Origin of the sequence: Sporosarcina quadrami, from assembly GCF_014836615.1 — a bacterium.
Lineage (GTDB): Bacteria > Bacillota > Bacilli > Bacillales_A > Planococcaceae > Sporosarcina > Sporosarcina quadrami.
In genome coordinates, this window is sequence record NZ_JACSQN010000004.1 from 34,927 (window position 1) to 54,070 (window position 19,144).

At 41.3% G+C, this 19,144-nt stretch carries 20 protein-coding genes; 8 read left to right on the forward strand and 12 right to left on the reverse strand.

Going from position 1 to position 19,144, the window contains the following annotated elements:
* The first annotated feature begins 105 nt into the window (after positions 1–105).
* Positions 106–891 carry a tryptophan-rich sensory protein gene (locus tag H9649_RS05305; protein WP_225229691.1) on the forward strand — a complete coding sequence of 262 codons (786 nt, stop codon included), beginning with the start codon at positions 106–108 and terminating at the stop codon, positions 889–891.
* Between the two features lie 167 nt (positions 892–1,058).
* Complete coding sequence (locus tag H9649_RS05310; protein ID WP_191693690.1) at positions 1,059–1,778, forward strand: toast rack family protein; 720 nt, start codon at positions 1,059–1,061, stop codon at positions 1,776–1,778.
* A 113-nt stretch (positions 1,779–1,891) separates the two neighbouring features.
* Here the strand turns inward: H9649_RS05310 and H9649_RS05315 are convergent, their stop codons facing one another.
* Complete coding sequence (locus tag H9649_RS05315; protein ID WP_191693691.1) at positions 1,892–3,067, reverse strand: MFS transporter; 1,176 nt, start codon at positions 3,065–3,067, stop codon at positions 1,892–1,894.
* A gap of 259 nt (positions 3,068–3,326) precedes the next feature.
* Between H9649_RS05315 and chrA the strand changes: the two genes are divergently transcribed.
* The gene (gene chrA, locus H9649_RS05320; RefSeq protein ID WP_191693692.1) at positions 3,327–4,520 is read left to right on the forward strand and encodes a chromate efflux transporter; all 1,194 of its coding nucleotides are present in this window, start codon (positions 3,327–3,329) and stop codon (positions 4,518–4,520) included.
* 219 nt (positions 4,521–4,739) lie between these two features.
* On the opposite strand, the gene H9649_RS05325 is transcribed toward chrA, so the two are convergent.
* On the reverse strand, positions 4,740–5,663 hold the full coding sequence (locus H9649_RS05325) for a helix-turn-helix domain-containing protein (protein WP_191693693.1): 924 nt from the start codon (positions 5,661–5,663) through the stop codon (positions 4,740–4,742).
* Between the two features lie 143 nt (positions 5,664–5,806).
* Entirely contained in the window at positions 5,807–6,661 is an 855-nt protein-coding gene (locus tag H9649_RS05330) for a LysR family transcriptional regulator (RefSeq protein ID WP_191693694.1), read from the reverse strand.
* Between the two features lie 119 nt (positions 6,662–6,780).
* Between H9649_RS05330 and H9649_RS05335 the strand changes: the two genes are divergently transcribed.
* A complete protein-coding gene (locus tag H9649_RS05335) occupies positions 6,781–7,413 on the forward strand; it encodes a zinc dependent phospholipase C family protein (RefSeq protein WP_191693695.1) in 633 nt (210 codons plus the stop codon).
* A gap of 206 nt (positions 7,414–7,619) precedes the next feature.
* Complete coding sequence (locus tag H9649_RS05340) at positions 7,620–9,995, forward strand: S8 family peptidase (protein ID WP_191693696.1); 2,376 nt, start codon at positions 7,620–7,622, stop codon at positions 9,993–9,995.
* A 90-nt stretch (positions 9,996–10,085) separates the two neighbouring features.
* Here the strand turns inward: H9649_RS05340 and H9649_RS05345 are convergent, their stop codons facing one another.
* The 6 genes from H9649_RS05345 to H9649_RS05370 form a co-directional block, all read right to left on the reverse strand.
* The gene (locus tag H9649_RS05345; RefSeq protein WP_191693697.1) at positions 10,086–10,328 is read right to left on the reverse strand and encodes a hypothetical protein; all 243 of its coding nucleotides are present in this window, start codon (positions 10,326–10,328) and stop codon (positions 10,086–10,088) included.
* 18 nt (positions 10,329–10,346) lie between these two features.
* Entirely contained in the window at positions 10,347–10,733 is a 387-nt protein-coding gene (locus tag H9649_RS05350) for a hypothetical protein (RefSeq protein WP_191693698.1), read from the reverse strand.
* 46 nt (positions 10,734–10,779) lie between these two features.
* On the reverse strand, positions 10,780–11,307 hold the full coding sequence (locus H9649_RS05355) for a lysozyme inhibitor LprI family protein (protein WP_191693699.1): 528 nt from the start codon (positions 11,305–11,307) through the stop codon (positions 10,780–10,782).
* Between the two features lie 81 nt (positions 11,308–11,388).
* A complete protein-coding gene (locus tag H9649_RS05360; protein WP_191693700.1) occupies positions 11,389–14,529 on the reverse strand; it encodes a DUF3427 domain-containing protein in 3,141 nt (1,046 codons plus the stop codon).
* Positions 14,502–14,918, reverse strand: a complete 417-nt coding sequence (locus H9649_RS05365) for a (deoxy)nucleoside triphosphate pyrophosphohydrolase (RefSeq protein WP_191693701.1) — start codon at positions 14,916–14,918, stop codon at positions 14,502–14,504. The genes H9649_RS05360 and H9649_RS05365 overlap by 28 nt, the downstream gene beginning before the upstream one ends.
* A gap of 93 nt (positions 14,919–15,011) precedes the next feature.
* Complete coding sequence (locus tag H9649_RS05370; protein WP_191693702.1) at positions 15,012–15,179, reverse strand: hypothetical protein; 168 nt, start codon at positions 15,177–15,179, stop codon at positions 15,012–15,014.
* A gap of 233 nt (positions 15,180–15,412) precedes the next feature.
* Here H9649_RS05370 and fmdA point away from each other — a divergent pair, with 233 nt between their 5' ends.
* The 3 genes from fmdA (at position 15,413) to H9649_RS05385 (ending at position 17,309) form a co-directional block, all read left to right on the forward strand.
* Positions 15,413–16,591 (forward strand): formamidase, encoded by a 1,179-nt coding sequence (fmdA, locus tag H9649_RS05375; RefSeq protein ID WP_191693703.1) that lies wholly within the window; start codon positions 15,413–15,415, stop codon positions 16,589–16,591.
* A 20-nt stretch (positions 16,592–16,611) separates the two neighbouring features.
* Positions 16,612–16,878: a zinc ribbon domain-containing protein gene (locus tag H9649_RS05380; protein ID WP_191693704.1), complete on the forward strand. Its 267-nt coding sequence runs from the start codon at positions 16,612–16,614 to the stop codon at positions 16,876–16,878.
* Positions 16,879–17,162: 284 nt separating this feature from the next.
* Positions 17,163–17,309: a hypothetical protein gene (locus tag H9649_RS05385; RefSeq protein WP_191693705.1), complete on the forward strand. Its 147-nt coding sequence runs from the start codon at positions 17,163–17,165 to the stop codon at positions 17,307–17,309.
* Positions 17,310–17,393: 84 nt separating this feature from the next.
* On the opposite strand, the gene H9649_RS05390 is transcribed toward H9649_RS05385, so the two are convergent.
* The 3 genes from H9649_RS05390 to H9649_RS05400 all read right to left on the reverse strand — a co-directional run bounded on the left by H9649_RS05390 (position 17,394) and on the right by H9649_RS05400 (position 19,119).
* Positions 17,394–17,714, reverse strand: a complete 321-nt coding sequence (locus H9649_RS05390; RefSeq protein ID WP_191693893.1) for an ArsR/SmtB family transcription factor — start codon at positions 17,712–17,714, stop codon at positions 17,394–17,396.
* 1 nt (position 17,715) lies between these two features.
* A complete protein-coding gene (locus H9649_RS05395; RefSeq protein ID WP_191693706.1) occupies positions 17,716–18,117 on the reverse strand; it encodes an SRPBCC family protein in 402 nt (133 codons plus the stop codon).
* A gap of 150 nt (positions 18,118–18,267) precedes the next feature.
* Positions 18,268–19,119: a dimethylarginine dimethylaminohydrolase family protein gene (locus H9649_RS05400; RefSeq protein ID WP_191693707.1), complete on the reverse strand. Its 852-nt coding sequence runs from the start codon at positions 19,117–19,119 to the stop codon at positions 18,268–18,270.
* Between the last annotated feature and the right edge of the window lie 25 nt (positions 19,120–19,144).

Genomic DNA, 19,144 nt, shown 5'->3' on the forward strand with positions numbered 1-19,144 from the left:
TATAGTTATTTTCTATATGTTTTTCCATTTACGTTTATTCGCTAGCAACAAAGGAATAGTTGATAATAAGGATGAATATCGTAGAACAGGAAAGGAGAGATACAATTGAACAATTCCCGTAAACTCTATATCAATATTCTGATGGTTGTTACCTATTTACTGATGATCACGATGAACGCGCTCGCGAATCTGTTGCCGCTCAATGGTCAGAACACGGGTGAAATATCCGACAAATACGCTAATCTATTTGCTCCTGCAGGCTTCACATTCTCCATCTGGAGCGTAATCTATGTACTGCTAGCCTTACATATCCTCTATCAGCTCGGGCTATTTCGCAACAATAATTCGAATACACACCTGCTCACACAAATCAGCATTTACTTCTCCTTGTCATCCGTACTTAACACACTTTGGATTATCGCATGGCATTACGACCAACTGCTCCTATCCGTCTTCATCATGATTGGGATGCTACTAACGTTAATTCACATTAACAAATTGACTGCCGCCTCAACATTATCGCTGAAAGAAAACTTCTTCATCAAACTCCCTTTCAGCATCTACTTCGGCTGGATCACAGTCGCAACGATCGCTAATATTACCGCCTTACTCGTATCGATCGGCTGGAACGGTTTCGGACTCTCAGAAGCAACGTGGACAATAATCATCCTCATCATCGGTACAGTAATCGGCGTACTGACAATGCTTCGACTCAATAATGCAGCGTACGGTCTAGCAATACTTTGGGCTTATTTCGGCATCTATTCCAAACACACTTCCGTTAGCGGCTTCAACTACGAATACCCAGCCATCATTCAAACAGTTATTATCTGCATGGCTGTCATTGCTAGTACAATGATTTTTGTATTGCTGCGCAAATCGCGGAAATAGAAAGCCTAGGTATTAACAGCAGTCCGCGTACTCGTCACAGAAATTTTGTCAATACTCAGTCCCAGGCCCTATAACATATCATCCTAACGACGAATTGGCATCGTCGTTTTTTCCTGTATGATGATAGTAATAGAGGAAATCCAAACCAATACAGAGGAGAATGACAGATGAAAAAATTTTTATGGGCAGGGCTAATCGGAGGGTTGATCGTTATCCTTGGCATCTATGGATACGAGCGTTATATTGTATCAATGACAGGGAACGAAGCGATCGTCAAGAAGGACAATGCCAAGTCACTTGCCGTGAAAGCGCGTTTTGGAGCAGGTGATTTGACTATACGTGGCGGCGCGGACGAGTGGATGGAGGCAGATTTTGATTACAAACACAAAAAGAACGCCCCTAAAGTGACGAGTAGTGTCAAAAAAGGAACGAACTTCATCACTGTCGAGCAGAAACCGCAAATCCTAAGCTTTAATAGAAGCAAACTTGAAAGCAAGTGGGATATGCGGCTAAACAACGACATTCCGATAGATCTCGATGTCGACATGGGTGTTTCCGATGCGACACTGGATTTAAAAGGGCTTCAGCTGAACAAACTGAAGATTGACAGCGGTGTCAGTGATTCAACGATTGACCTTAGTGGTGACTGGAAGAACAGTTTTTCAGCCAACATCAATTTGGGCGTTGGCAACATGACCATCCTTCTGCCGAAACAGACTGGTGTCAAATTGAAAGTCTCCACAGGTATCGGTCAAGTAGATATGAAAGATTTTACGTCCATTGATAAAGGCATCTATACAAATGAAGCCTATGAAAATTCAGATGTTAAAATCGAGATAATAGCGGATCTTGGAATCGGAAACCTAACAGTAAAACTTGTGGATTAAAGAGTTTCACTAGAATTTTCGATTTGGAATCACCTAGACAGTAAGCCACTAACTTCACGAATCATATAAGTTGCCCGTTAATCCATCAACTGATTAGCGGACTTTTTTATGTCTTATCTGATTCGAACATGCTTCGGTGTCTTACGCACCCAGAAATAAGTCAAAACCGAGCCGAGTACGAGCACGATCGCTGCGAAATAAAACGGAAAGTCGACATCCACATCAAAAAGCTTACCGCCGATAATCGGTCCGAATACTGTACCTAGACTCGTGAACATTGAGTTCATCCCACCGACAAATCCCTGCTCATTACCGGCAATTTTCGATAAATGTGATGTTGCTGCAGGACGGATAAGGTCAAATCCGACAAAGACAATTATCGTTACGAATAACACACTTGCGTATGAGTTCATAACCGTCATCATTCCTACCATTATGGCAGAAAAAATCAAGCTCCAAAGTATTAACCGCTTCTCACCCATCCACTTTGTCAGCCGGTCGAAAAGCACCACTTGTGCCACTGCTCCTACAATTCCACTTCCTGTTATGATAATCGCAATATCAGTCGGAGTGAATCCGAATTTATGGTCGACGAACAAGCTGAAAACCCCTTCAAACGATGCCAAGCCGAATGACAGCACAAAGATGATAACAAAGACGATGAAGTACATTGGCGCAAAGATTCGCATGAATCCAGGTTTCTTGGCGTTTGGATCTGCATCCATATCTACTTGACGAGCAGGTTCTTTCAACATAATCCATGAGAAAATCGCTGCGAATAAGGCGAGACCTGCTGCAAAGAAAAACGGTACCCTCGTTCCATAACTCGCAAGAAAACCACCGATGCCAGGTCCGATGATAAACCCAGTCGAAATCGCAGCTGACATATAGCCAAGCGCTTTTGCACGGGTTTCATTCGTCGTAATATCCGCAATGAACGCCGTAACAGCAGGCATAATGAAAGCTGCGCTGACACCGCCAAGAATCCGTGAAGCGAATAGTTCAGGCAACCCTTCTCCTACTGCAAACAGCAATTCCGACGCGCTGAAGATGAATAACCCGATGACAATCATAATTTTTCTGCCAATTCTATCGATTAGCCAACCTGTAATCGGAGACACAACAAGCTGTGCCACAGCGAAAAATGCCACCATATAACCGACGACTTCACCTGTAATCTGTAGCTCGTTCATCAACGTTGGCAAGACAGGAATGACGAGACCGATTCCTAAAAACGCAATAAATAAATTGGTGAGCAATAGCACCAATGTAAGTGTTTGTTTACCCATAATATTCTCCTACTGAAGTAGTTACCTTCGTTTTACTATTGGCTAATCATAGCAAGGCATACTACAACTTACAAGGCAGGAGAACTCATGCAAACTCTACTTATTAAAAGTGTCAATCAGTTGTATATGGTATGAAAACTGATTCTTAGTCTGCAACCTCTTACATCATGTAAAGGTTTTGTAAATTAGCACAAAGTCTATGTAATATATAGTATCTTTAGAGTATCTATACATACTTTTCTATTTTAAGGAGGTACTCATGAAGCAACCAACTAAACGCAACACGTTTTCAGCCCTTTTAGAAATTCTACTCGTGTCGACTCGCTTAGGATTAACCTCATTCGGTGGACCGATTGCACATCTTGGCTATTTTCATGATGAATATGTACGAAGACGAAAGTGGATGACAGAGAAGAATTATGCAGACCTAGTCGCGTTATCCCAATTTTTGCCCGGTCCCGCAAGTAGTCAGGTCGGAATCGGGGTCGGAGTCATGCGGGCGGGAGTACTTGGTGGGATCGTTTCGTTCATCGGCTTCACGTTACCATCAGTCATCGCTCTTATTCTTTTCGCATTAATCGTAACTAATTTTGATGTTAGCGATGCTGGTTGGATTCACGGACTGAAACTTGTCGCCGTCGCAGTCGTCGCACACGCTATCATCGGAATGGCTAAAAACCTCACGCCTGATAACAAACGAAAAGCGATTGCGTTATTCGCGCTACTCGGCACGTTGCTGTGGCAAACCGCATTCACACAAGTTGGCGTCATTCTAATCGCTGCGGTTATTGGCTTTCTCCTATTCAGTCAACAGAAAATAGATGATACAGAACGCTCACATTTTCCGATTTCAAAGAGAGTAGCCGCATTCTGTCTGTTCCTATTTTTTACTTTGCTGTTCGCTTTACCTGTCCTTCGCGAACTAACTGGCTCTTACTGGATCGCCATGTTCGATAGCTTTTACAGATCAGGCTCTCTCGTATTCGGTGGTGGCCACGTCGTTTTGCCATTACTTGAACAGGAATTAGTGCCTTCTGGATTCATTGACAAAGAAGCATTTTTGGCTGGATACGGGGCGACACAAGCGGTGCCCGGTCCTTTATTCACATTTGCAGCGTACCTCGGGACAGTGATGAAAGGTTGGACAGGTGGATTATTCGCCACGTTCGCGATTTTTTTACCCGCTTTCTTGCTCATTCTAGGTGCATTGCCGTTTTGGGATAGCTTACGGACGAATAAGAATGTTAAAGGTGCTATTCTCGGCGTCAATGCTGCTGTCGTCGGCATTCTAATTTCTGCCTTCTATTTGCCTATTTGGACAAGCGCCATTTTGGTTCCGGCTGATTTTGCCGTCGCCGCTGTTCTATTCAGCATGCTCGCCTATTGGAAACTGCCGCCTTGGATTGTCGTTTTAACGGGCGCGTTGGCTGGGTTGGTACTAGGAATGATGTAAATGAAAAAAGCAGAGTCGCTTGTATGGACTCTGCTTTTTAACTTATAAAATTTCCATTAAGACTGTCACAAGAATACCCAAAATCATCCCTACGACAAACGTCGCTGTGAATAAAAGACTTCGCTTCAACACCTCATCCTTTCAATACTTTCATAGTTCAATGTATTACGTTGACGGACAAGATATGTCGGTAGACCACCAGACACTAGTTCCTGTTAGTCATTTTCCAACCATCAAACTCTGAATCCAACTAGACAAAGTTTCCTTATCAACAAATGGGGCCAATTGGGAGATGATTTTTGGATCTAGCTTACCGATCTCGTTGTCACTCACCAATCGCTTAAGGTTATCCCTACCGATAAAAGGAGCGAGCGAAACAAGATACTTTGAATCCAATTCGCCATCCACCACTTGTTCCACCAAACGATTCAGCATGCCTCTACTACAAAAAGGCGCCAAGCTTACAACGATATCCCACTGCAGATCATCATGAATAACTTTCTCAATCAATAGATCAACACGTTCCTTTCCGATAAAAGGAGCCAGTGAACGCACAGCTTTTATATCCACTTCACCCTCAGATATGTTGTCTATTAACCGGTTTAGTACTTCTTTTCCTAAAAAAGGGGCTAATCGACGAATCGTTTTTAAATCAAATCCATCTCCCATTGCTTGCAGAACCAATACGTCCAATAGCTCAGTATCTAAAAAGGGGGCTAGCCTGACAAGTAAATCAGAGTTAAACAAATGTTGATTAATACGACCTGTCACTTCAGACAATTCACTTGCCTTCAGTAAAGGCGCAACATCGACCAGTCCATCAAGATCGGCTTCACCGCTATTAATCATTTCGGCAACTGCTCCTCGACGTTCCTGCGTAAAACTTGTCATCATCCCTCCAAGATTGCGCTTGTATGCCGGACTTTCTTTTGTATTCCCTGCATTCATCAACTCATCCACGGAAACACCAAATAACTGTCCCACGTTCACCAATGTACCGATATCCGGAAGCGACTCTCCCCGCTCCCACTTAGAAACCGCTTGATGACTAACATTTAATCTGTCGGCAATCTCCATCTGTGTCAAATCTTGCTCTTTCCGTAACTTTGAAATATAACTTCCGATCCTTGGCATATCCAACATCCTTAAAACCTCCCAATAAGTTTCAGCGCGCACTGTTAACTTTAGCCTAGCATATTGTTACCAGTAGGAGTATCAACTGTTGGTTGAATCAAGGATTCTACTGGTGATAGAATTAACACACTTGCTTTCCCGGCCCCCATAACTTATTTCCTCACAATCCCAAGACCCAGTTCAGTCGGCATGGTGCCCTTCTTGCTCTTTAAATAGACAGCATAAATTGTATACGCAGGTAACTCACAGTCGAGGTCATGATCTAATTCAAATAGATCCCCTTTTTGCAAATATGAATCCACAAAAGACTTTGGAACAAAACCGAAAAAGTCTCCATTCATCAAATAATTGACGACTAGTGCTGTTTGATTGATCTTGAACCCCGGAACATAACGTGCTCCTACCAATTCTTCAAACCAAGTCGCGAAAGGATGACCCCAGTCAACAAACAAGAATCCCCCACTCTTCAATGACTGGATATCAATCAATTTCGATGGATCTCTTCCCACCAGAATAAAATAATCTTCCTGGATTAATTCATGATTGACCATTGGATGACGAGGCCTAGAATAGACAATACCTATGTCAATCGTTCCGTCTATTACTTTTTGTATTGTTTTTTCATTTGTATGAGCCATTAAGTCTAAAGCTATTTCCGGGTGACTCATTTTGAAATTCACAATCGCTTCGTTAAGATTATAATTCCATATCGACGAAGGACCGCCGATTACCAATTTATCGCTAAAGCGATCTTCAAGCCGAATTGTCTCGATACCTGTTTCAGCCAATGAATTTATACGTTCAGCATACGTGTAAAACAACTCGCCCGCTCTCGATAGAGTTACCCTTTTATTCGTACGTGTAAATAACGGTTTACCTACAATTTGTTCAAGCACTCTTATTCTTGTGGTGATTGATGATTGGGCTATATGCAGTATTTCTGCCGCTTTGGTAAAATTTCTCGTCTCTGCAATTGTTAAAAACGCTTTGATTTGATCCAAATCCATTTCTCCCACCCCTCCCCATAATCTATTTTTCCGATTGTACCTATCCAATAAATCAATTTTACAGCTTGTATACCATTCCGTAAAATGAGAATTATAAAAACTTGGAGGTAGATAGAATTATGGGTTCAAGAATCATGCATATAATCATTGCCAATAAAATCGCCGACAGCCTAGCCATAAATGATAAAACACCATTCTTACTTGGAAGTATCGCTCCGGATGCTGTTTCATCCAAAGACTCTTCACATTTCTTTGCGGGTGACCTGCAAGACTATTCGAGATGTGTGGACTACCAAGCATTTATTCATATGTATCATACACAGAAAGAAAATCATTATTTACTCGGATACTATACACATTTAATAGCAGACGATATTTGGCTGAAAGGTTTTTATCTGCCTTGGCTGAAAAATCGAATGGCTGCTAATCATGAGATGTTCAATCTATACCATAACGATTTCAAATTATTAAATGGAAAGTTACTAGAACACTACGGCTTCAAAGAAGAATTGTGCAAAGCACTTAGGCAATCTCAAGCGCTTATTGACCTTGATGAAGTTAAGACGAAGGACGTTAACGAATTCATTCCATATGTAATTGGGGATATGGACTATGACATAAATGCTGTTATGAGTGAGAAACTACATGTATTTACACTCGAACAGATTATTGGTTACATAGAAACTTGCGTTGATATAGGGCTGTTAAAAATTAAAGCTTTAGAATTACAGATTCACAATCAATTAAATTAATTTCATTCCCGAGTATCCTTTTTGACCCCTCCTCTTGCTTTGATGAAGGTTAATAACAATAATGCTTCGTCATTCTACACAAAAATTACAACAACTCTGACATGAAAACTCACATGTTATGCACATCCTATTGAATTTCAGTTCAAAAGAACGTATGTTACAAGTGGAGATAACGGTGAAAAACGGTAGTAAGAGGAGAGCATATCATGCAAAACAGCACGAAGAAGACACAAACAAACGAAGAAATCGATATCATCATTCATTTAGCCGAAGAGCCCGTTGCCGTGCAGAAACGAATGGCACAAATGAACGGAATCCCCTTTACAGAAATAGACGAAGAGAACATAGAAGCAGCCATAAATGCACAACAACAATCGGTCCTCGAAGAAATGGCTGCACAGCATATCTATTTTAAAAAGCCACACCTCTATAAAACGGTGCTCAATGCCATTTCCACGGTCATCCGCAAAAAAGACCTGGATAAGCTCAGCTCCATCAGAGATGTCATGTTAGTTGAACCCAATGCGGCAATGGAAGCGATGAGTTTGCCTTCAGCAGATTACAGAGCGCCTCAAGTAAATGAATTCGATCCTGTCCACGCCGAAGTACAAGCTCTATGGGCGGAAGGCATTCAGGGACAAGGCGTCAAGGTTGCTGTGCTGGATTCGGGAATCGACCCTGATCATCCTGATATTAGACACGCTTACCGGGGCGGGATAAACTTTGTCGATCAATCGGACACAGAGAAATACTCACGGCTCAGAGCTGGCAATGATCCATCAGAAACGTCACCTGACGAACGTTCGAACGTCGCTCCCGAAAAAGGGGTGACTTCCGGTAGACCCTTTGAAACTCATCACGGCACCCATATTGCAGGCATTATTGCAGGCAAAAATGAAAACGGTGTCAAAGGCGTTGCACCTGGAGTTGATTTGTATGCGTATCGTATTTTCGGGGGCTATATGGGAGGAAGTTTAACGACAATCCTTGAAGCGATTGAGAAAGCAGTCGTAGAAAAGATGGATATCCTGAATCTTTCTTTGAGTGATAACAGTGACTTGGAAAACCACGCCTTATCCATTGCTGTAAATAACGCAATTCTGGCAGGGGTCGTCGTCGTCAGTACGGCCGGCAATACCGGATCGGTACGGGGTTCAATCCGGACGCCAGGTACGTCCAGAATGGGAATCGCTGTCGGCAACTCGACGATTGACGATGAGTTGGACAGTTCCAGTTCACGCGGACCTTCAAGACCGAATTTTGATATCAAACCTGATATCGTGGCACCCGGAACGGAAATCTACTCCACAATGCCGGGATACGGCGTAAAAGCCGCTTATAAAAACGCCTATGCACGTGAAACAGGCACTTCCCAAGCTGCTCCCTACATTACAGGCGTAGCAGCACTTATGAAGCAGGCTCATCCCGAATGGTCACCGCTGGATATTAAAGTGGCCATGACCAACACAGCGAAAGTGCTCGATACAACTTCGTATAATGTCTTTGATCAGGGTTCGGGGCGAATCCGGCCTTATGCAGCGGTACATCCATCCATTGTTGCCTACTGCACGGAAGAAATAGATGCGGATGGGAAAGGCCATATCGTTGAAAACCGGAGAGGAGCCATTACATTCGGCTCTGTGAAGCTGGCTGAGGATGTAACGATTACAAAGCTGGTACTTGTAAAAGATATCAAAGGAGACGGCGGCGTTTATGACGTCAACATTCAAATCACGGAGCCTTTTGAAGGAGCTACGATAACGGTCGATCAGCCTTCTTTCACTTTGGATGGTGAATGCTTGCTGGACATCACACTGACTGCCCCTAAAAGCGAAAACACGAAATACCGTGATGAAATTCTAGGCTATGTTCATATTACGAGTGCGGATCGATCGGTCGAAGTATCGTTGCCATTCGCAGCAGATTTCAGTGATGGAGCGACCGTCATTCCTGCGATTGAGGAATTCAGCATCACAAAGAAAGATATTTCCTTTGGAATAGAAGAAGCCAACGACGAAACCGAAGTGACACTCTCCATTAACAGCGACTTATCCTATCCATCCTTGGAAATTACGGACTACCTATCGAAAGCGCCGCTGGACAGCCTATTCTATAGTAACGGCATGAGCTTGGGCACATGGAAGTACCCAATCCTTCATCGATTCACATCGAGCTGGACAAACGAAGATACGACACTTGAAGACGGCATATATTCCATCGATTTCACAGGAATGGCAAACGGAGAACCACTTACAGACACGATCGGACCCATTTTTGTCAAATCGACAAAGCCTGTCATAACAGGTTCAGTCAATGGCTCAACTGTTTCTGGACAAGTGACAGATCAATACATCGACTTTAGCACGACATTAACTGAACTTGGTGAAGGATTCGATGTGAATGAAAAGCTGGCGGCCTCATATAGTGTCACAAGTGATGGAAATCTCGTTACAACTGATTCATTCATCCTTAATCAAGACGGTACATTTTCAGTTGAACTTGATTCACTTCATCCAGAACACGATCGAATTACCATAACTATTACAGACGCTGCCGGAAATAACGGAGAACTTTCCCTCTAATACAGAAAAGAAAAATGCCCCATCAGAGTTGTAGTACAAACTTTGTGATGGGGTATTTTTATAGTAGCTATCGTTTGCTGCCTTTCATATCTATCGCACGCCATTCAACGTCAAATAGACAATAACCGGCAATGCGCTCACGATGCCAAGTACGACAACCAACTTCCCTTTTGCAAAATGTCTGGCACCGTTGAATAGATTTACTCCCATGAGTAAAAGCACAACTGGTATGAACGCTTTATTCATCCCCGCTGGAATAGCTAGTGCAAGTATACCGATGAGCGTGCCATAATGAACGATCCGTTGCGTACGCGTCCGTTTCTCCTTTTTCATTTTCGATTACCCCCATTATTAACCTTCATACATTCCTAAATATCGAATCTCCTTGCCATCGACGATTGCGATGTAAACTGGCGTATCTGTTCTGTAAACTTTCGTCCCTATAGGCAACTTATTCGATGTGCCGTTTTCAAATTCCTGCGGCTTATCGGATTGCTTTGTAATTTCCACAATCTCTTCACCTATCGTATACTCCAATTCTAGAACCCACTCTACGTTTTCCACATTTGAATACACAATGCCGTCAAGTAGAAAGATGTCAGCGTTTCCATCTTTCAAATAGTCTTTCGGTGTAGGATTGCCGTTTGATGCCGGTTGGGATGGATTCATCGAATCCACACAACCTGTTAACAACATAAGCATGGTCAGAACGGAAATCATGAGGATGTTTTTCTTCATTGTATGGTCCCCCAGGTTGAATGTCTTTACGTGAAAATCGAACCGTTCATTTCATATATTTCGCAACCAGCTCATAGCTTCTGTCCCTTGTCAGACTTGCTTGTGTTGCTACATATTCTAACGGCTCCATTGAACCGCCTTCATATTTTAATGAAGCTTCTTTAGCTGCTTTGTCCCTGTGCTCGATCCAGTCCCGTTGTTCCATTCGTAATCTATCCATCTCTTCTGTACTAAGCTGTTGTTTTAATACCTCATAAATCTCATTCAATGCCTCATCCCACTTCTTAAATCGCGCCTCTTCCTGTTCGATCATACCTATCGTCGTCGTTTCAGCTACTTCGTTCTTATCCGCTTCTTCCATTGCATTCAGCAGGTTAAGGTACTCATCTTTGCTCTTTACCTCACTGCTTTCTTGATCTTCTACCTCACCAGCACCTTCAGTTACGTTTGCGGTTCCCTGTGAGTCTTCTTTTTCATGTTCTTCAGCATTGCTAGCTGAAGTGCTTCCACAAGCAGCTAACATCATTAATGAAAGAGTCAACACGAACAGTAAAAACTTACGATTATTTTTCATAATATACTACCTTTCTTATGAAGATTGGATTGGATAAACAATTGTTCCGCTTTGCACCTGTGAACCTAATTTTTTCTTATTTTATTGAACAGTTTTTTTAGCTTCTTTTTCCATTCTAGCAGGCATCTTTTCATGCAAACGCCAGACAAAACTAATTGGACTATTCCCTTCATGACTTACATAATCAGCAGTGCCTAAGAACATAAACGGAGCAGTATAGCCGTCCTTCTTTTTAGTATCTCTAACAAACAAAGCTATTTTGTTACCATTCTGTCGCTGATTAATATACCGCTTTCCCGTAGGACTACTATCTGATGTTCGATTTTGAGATTGCCAATGAAAGAGCCGGTCACTTATCGCATAGTCTTCGTATTGGGTAGATGGAGAAAAGTCTTTGTCAGACTTATTAAGTGTAATGAAAAAGATATCTGTTTCCTTTTCTTCAAAATATTTTACACCTTCGCGGAAGGCTGGTTTGGCGTCTTCATTAAAATAGCTAAATGCTGCTAGAACTTGATCTGAAGTGTATTGTGCATGTACACGTAAAGGATTTGTATATTCGAAAGTCGATGATTTTTCGACAGACTTGATATTTTCCATACATACATTTAGCACTTCTAGGATTTCAGATCTCAGAAATATATCTTTAACGATATCTTGTACACCATCGTGCATGGATTCAAAATTAAAATATCTTGGCGGTGCACTGAAGAACGAATAATATAGCATTCCTACCATCAAACCCTGTTCTTCATCTTCAATTAATCCATCTTCCAAATACTTTTGATAAAACTTTACCAACTCAACAGAATCTAAATGAAATAACGTATGAATTCGCTTTGCCACTAACTCTTCATGGGTACTTTGACAATCTTCACTGATTCCTGCTTCCACTTTTAGTCTCTCAAATACTCTGCTTTTTCCTGTTCCATAAAACTCGGCAAGTGTTAAATGGTGATAATCTAAGAAATTTGATAATGTAAGTTTCTCATTTGTATCTTCCTCAAAGTATTTAATTTTTGTAATGAGGTTTTGTTTAGTGTTTTTTACCTCTTTTACATTACGCAATATATATTCTTTCGCCTGTTTTTCCATTTGAATAACAGAGCCTTTTGGTAAATTAAAAAATCCATTTTCTATATAATGACGAATAGAATGCTTTGTCCCGCCTACTAAAGCGCGGAATTTCTCTTCAAATGGATAATCTGTATGTGCTTGTCCTACAAAGTCTAAAACAGTTAAGCATTCTTTGTTTTCAGCTAGACGTAAACCACGCCCCAGCTGTTGTAAAAACACGGTGAGACTCTCCGTTGGACGTAAAAATAAAACGGTATTTACTTCTGGAATATCAATACCTTCATTGTACAAGTCGACAACAAAGATGAACTTGATTTCTCCACTCTCTAATTTTCTCTTAGCGGTGTTTCGTTCTTCATCAGAAGAATCTCTATGTAATGCAATAGAAGGAATTTGCTTCTGATTAAAGTATGCAGCCATGTACTTTGCATGTTCCACTGACACACAGAAACCAAGTGCCTTTACCTGATCTAGGGTCGTGACATATTTACGAATGCTTTGGATGACCAGATCAGTTCGACGATCGTTTGATGTGTATATAGTTGAGAGCTCATTAGTATCATATCCTTTTCGAGACCATTTAATAGCGGACAAATCCACATTATCCGTTACACAAAAATAGTGGAACGGGCTAAGCAATTTACGATCAATTGCTTCTGTTAACCTCATTTCTGAGGCAATTCGATCGTCAAAATATGAGAGTACATTTTCATTATCCATTCGCTCAGGCGTTGCTGTTAGTCCTAATAAAATTGTCGGATTATAGTAATCTAAAAGCGCTCGGTACGTAGGTGCCGTAGCATGGTGGAATTCATCCACAATAATAAAATCATAGAAATCATCCATCGTTTTCTCGATCATCTTACGGCTATTCCAGCTTTGAATGCTCATGAACAGATGATCTAAAGAAGAAGGTACATGCTTACCAACGAACATTTCACCAAAATTAGCATCTTTTAAAACAGCTCTAAATGTATACATACTTTGACGAAGAATTTCCTCTCGATGGGCTATAAATAAAAGCTTCGCATTCGGTTTTTGCAAAAGAAAACGTTTAAAATCGAACGCTGAAATAACCGTTTTCCCTACACCAGTTGCTGCTACAACTAAGTTCTTCATATGACCATGAATTGTTCGTTCAACTTCAAGCTCATCTAAAATTTCTTGCTGATAGTAATAAGGACGAATATCTAAAAAGTATTGCTCTCTTGACTCAGCCACTTGCTCTTTCAGTAAGGATTGGCGTACTAATAACCAACTCTGTTTATTTTCCGGCAACAAACTTTTAAATTCTTCATCATTCCAATAACTTTCAAATGTAGCTTCAAATTTACGTATAATATCAAACGAATCTTTCTCAGTCACTTTTAAGTTCCATTCCAAACCTGAAGTTAATGCTGGATTAGATAGATTAGATGAACCGATATAAGCGGTACTGAATCCAGTTTTTCTTTTAAACAAATAGGCTTTGGCATGCAACCGTGTTCTTTCTTTATCTAAGGACACACGAACTTCTGTATTCGGAAGTTCACTTAATTCTTGGAGAGCCTTAAAGTCTGTCGCTTCCATATATGATGTAGTAATTATTTTAAGCTTGCCGCCCTTTTCAGTGAAACCACGAAGCTCTTCTAAAATAATTCGCAACCCAGACCATTTTATAAAAGATACAAGCCATTCTATCTCATCCGACGTAGAAATTTCCTTCTTTAATTCTTCCAACATATTCGGTTCTGCATGAGATCCTGTGAATAAGGAGCTTTGCGATATGGGAGTCATAGGTCGTTGGATCTTTTTCTTTTTAATAGCTTTTGACGTATTAATGGTTTTATAAATAGATGTTAAGATTTCTGCATGTTCATCCAGTTTTAGTTTAGCAAACTCCTTATCATTTAGTTTTTGATGGAGTACATCAATAATTTCATTACACGCTTGAATCTGTTTTAGAAGCGCCTCGTTTTTGTCACTACCTTCTCTTATATGGGCAAGAGCCGTGCGGGTTATGGAAGATATATAGCTCGACAACAAAACTCTAGCTTCTGCTTCGTCTATTTTTTCAGTCTCAACTGCAAATAGATCAGGAGATAACGCTAATAGTTCCGTTTTCACTTTTTCATTAATTAATTGTTCGTATATACCTTCTTGCATTGTTTCATCACCCTTTCAACAGCCGGTATGTCTGCCGGTGCCCAGTTTAGTTCATGTAGTTTATTATAGGAAATCCATTTTATCTCTTTATGTTCTTGAGCAGATGGTGTTCCATTCTCTATTGAAGCAAAATAGGTTTCTAAACGAATTGTGAATGATTCGTATTTGCATGTCGTATCTTCAATGAACTCGCCAACTTTTATTTCACATTGAAGTTCTTCATAAATTTCACGAATCAATGCACTTTTTGGGGTTTCACCTTTTTCAATTTTCCCACCTGGAAACTCCCAATACCCAGGAAGTGTCATGTTTTCAGACCTAAGTGCACAAAGTATATAACCTTCGTTATTATGTATAACTGCACCTACGACGTGAATGGGCTTGTTCATAAATACACCTCTTGTAATTGATAGTTTTCTATGAAGAAAGTAATTCTCTAAGCCTCTTCTTTGTATCCTCTGTCACTCTAGATTGTCGAGAGTTTATAACCTCAATGCTTCATTCTCCCAACCATATTCAATCTCGCAACAATTCGTTTCATCCACATGGATTTCCTGACATTCATTGCACACATATAGTACTTCCTCATTGTTCTTCATATTCGCACTCCAATAATTCATTAAAGTTTCAGACAAAATCCTCATTTCCATTATATCACTCCAAAAAATCCCTGCAGTAAAAGACTACAAACCCCATCCTACGATTCGCCAACTTTCTTGTTATAACGCATACTATTCGACCTTTCTTTCGCTCTATATCCGTTTAATCGAAGTAGGTATTCTATATCATTTAGACATTATGGAAAATTCATATCAGTTTGACATATCACTATTATATTGATAATATGAAAGCGCATTCAAAACTAGGGAATGGGGGATTTATAATGGCAAAAACGATGTATGCGTTGGATTTGAGTAAGCCGATGGAGGAGCAGGCACATCCAGGACACAATCGGTGGCATCCGGATATACCCGCAGCTTTTTCTGTAGACCCTGGAACGTCTTTTAGGATGGATTGCAAGGAATGGACGGATGGACAGATACATAACAATGATAGTGCGGAGGATGTTCGTAAGGTCAATCTTTCGCGTGTTCATGTGTTGAGTGGTCCGGTATATGTAAATGGTGCAGAGCCTGGTGATTTGCTTGTTGTCGATATTTTGGATATTGGGGCGCATCAGGGGTATGAGTGGGGTTTTAATGGGATTTTTGCGAAGGAGAATGGTGGTAGTTTCTTAGTCGATAAGTATCCTGAAGCTGCGAAGTCGATTTGGGATTTTGAAGGGATTTATACGACATCCCGACATGTGCCAGGTGTTAAATTTGCAGGGCTTATTCACCCTGGACTCATTGGGGTTGCGCCTTCTATGGAGCTTTTACAAAAGTGGAATGATCGTGAACAGAAGTTGATTGATACTGACCCAAATCGTGTTCCGGCTCTTGCTAATGCGCCTACTTCGGAGAGCGTTGTGCTTGGAACGGTGAAAGGTGCCGAATTCGATCGGATTGCGAAAGAAGGCGCTCGGACTGTGCCACCACGTGAAAATGGCGGGAACTGTGATATTAAGAATCTATCTAAGGGTTCGAGAATTTATTTCCCGACATTTGTCGACGGGGCCAAGCTATCTGTAGGAGATCTTCATTTCTCTCAAGGGGATGGAGAGATTACATTCTGCGGTGGAATCGAGATGTCCGGCTGGATTGAGTTGAAGGTGGATATTATTAAGGGCGGCATGGAGAAGTACAAGATTGAAGAGAATCCAGTATTCCAGCCTGGTCCTGTTGAACCGAATTATAATGATTACCTTGTATTCCAAGGGATTTCTGTAGATGACCGTGATGGTAGTCAGCATTATTTAGATGCGAATATTGCATTCCGCAATGCTTGTTTGAATGCAATTGAGTATTTAAAAACGCTTGGATATACGGGAGAGCAGGCGTATATGTTGTTGAGTACTGCACCTGTTGAAGGGCGTATTAATGGAATTGTCGACATTCCAAATGCTTGTTGTACGATTGCGATTCCGACACAGATTTTTGATAAAGATATTCGACCAAAGTGATTGGATAAGGAGGGCTAGTCATGCCTAGTTATACATTCCGATGTGAGGACTGTGGAAACTTTACGTTGTTCTTCAAATCCATGTCTGGCAATAAATCAACCGCTGAATGTCCAGATTGTCATTCACTATCATCTAGAGTCTACTTTGCACCTAATCTCCATAAACTCTCTAGAGCGGTCAGCTCGCGTATTGAAAAAGGAATGGAGCCCCAGCGAATGACACATGCTGAGTTAGGTGCTAAGCCTGCTAAAAAGAAAAAGGTTAATCGGCCGTGGCAGGTTGGTTAATGGACAAATTCGATGAAATCCACGGAGCACTACTGTGCTTCCGTGGATTTTTTGTTTACTTCAGAAAGATGTAGATGATTAGAATACTTTTAAACGTATGGAGTTGAACGGAATGGCGGAGACGGATTCTAATCGTAAACTTATGATAAGAAATGCAGATACGTTGGGCTCTATCATTTTCCCTGAGTTGCAGTTTGAGTTGAAGGGTATTTTGTTTGAATGATGTTGTATACTCTACCCCGACCTGGATACGCTAATCGTAAATAGGAATGGAGTGTTGGATAATGATGCCTGAACGTGTGCCGATCGCGGCATTGGATGATAAGCAGTTGAAGATGTTGAGTGAGCTTGAAGACGAGCTCGGGGTGACGTTGGTCGCTTATGAGAGTCAGATGCATGATACGAATCTTATTGTAGAGTCGGATGTGTGAGAGCTCGGGGCTATCTTTGGGATAGTCCTTTTTTGATGGATTTATTATGAATAAAACCAAGTGCTATAAACAACGCATTTGGTTTTATTCGTTATCTTCTACATACTTTTTAAGCGTAGCTAATTTATCATCCCAATACTGTTCAAAAAATTGTAGCCAGCTTTGTATTTCGACGAGTGGTTCTGGTGTGAGTATATAACGCGTTTCACGTCCTACCTTCCGACTTTTTACAACACCGGCATTGGAAAGAATATGGAGATGCTTATTGACTCCGGTACGGCTAATCGGGAAATGTTCCGCAATTTCTGCGATCGACATTTCTTTTTCCGCAAGTATTTTTAACAAAGTGCGTCGAGTAGGGTCGGATATTGCTTGAAAAACGTCGTGCTTGGATTGGGCGGATATATTATGCACCAATATATACCGGGAGCCTTTCTTTAATGATGTTCTCCCAACCGCCGTCCATCGTTTCTCGGAATTTCAACTTATCTGCGGTCCAACCCGAGTGGATAAGAGTAAATTCTGTTTTACAATCTTCTAATTCCGTCAATTCCATCGTTAAATGCCAATCCTTGTCCCAGTCGAATCCTATTCGGTTCGGGGCATCCAGCTCAGTAACTGTACAAGGTGAGTCGCCATACGGTTCTGCGCGAAGAACAAAGTCCTTTCCCAAAGTAGGTTCAAATGTATTTGCCATCCACCATGCAGCAATGCCTTCTGATGTCGAGATCGCTTTCCACACTTTTTCAATTGGAGCATTGAGTATAATGGTTTTCCGGATTTCCGGTATGTTTTCTTGTTTGTCCATGTTTTGTACCTCCTTTATTCAAATAACTTCTTTTAGTGTCATGTTTTATTGTAACACTAAAAGGTGTTACAATAAAATCCTTTTCTATGTGAATTTCTCAAGAGAAGCCAAATTAAAAACCCCACATTTCCGTAGGGTTTCCCATCTAGCTCATTCCCGTTCCAGTGGCATGGAGCAGCATCTGAATGATCCGCCGGATTTGATGATTTCGGAGAAGTCGATTTCGATGACTTCAAATCCGTGTGCACGCATTGCTGCGTTTACTTGTTTGTTTTGAGGTTGGCTGAACACTTTGCCGTCACCGATTGAAAGGACGTTTGTGCCTAAGGTGAACTGTTCTTCTGCTGACACTTCGATTAATGTATATGTTTCAGATAAGGTCGCGACCATTTCATGTGACAGCGCTTCTGAAAAAATGAGACCTACTGTTGGTGATAGTATGTTGAACACGCAATCGAGGTGCAAGTATTTTTCATTGAATGGTACGCGGATGATGTTGTGATTGGGCAAATCGCGTTGTAAATTGCGGACAGCTAGGTCAGAGGTTCGACTGCTGATGCCTACGTATACATTGTCGCGATCGACGATAACGTCCCCGCCCTCCACACGGTCCACTGTGTTCTGGTAGTCGATATTTTCTTCTTCAAGAAAATCCTCTAGCGCTTCTTCTTCACCTTTACGGATGTCGCTCGCCATCTCAGCGACGAATACTTCGTCTCCAACGGTGAATCCTATATCGCGTGTGAAGACTTGTTCCGGGAACTTCTCGGATGAAGGCAGTTTGATCACTTCCACGCCATGTTCACGTAACAGCCTTTCAAATTCTGTATGTTGTTTCATCGCTATGTCTACATCAATGTTTTCATCTTTGTATTTTTTCTGGACATCATTAATAACGTCTTCGATTGCCATGAATTTTGGTTGGCATAGAATGACTCTCTTCAATGAATCATACTCTGTATTGCAGGTTGTTGTTGGTTTGTCTTCCACAGGGGAACTCATGCATTCATCCTCCACATCTATTTTC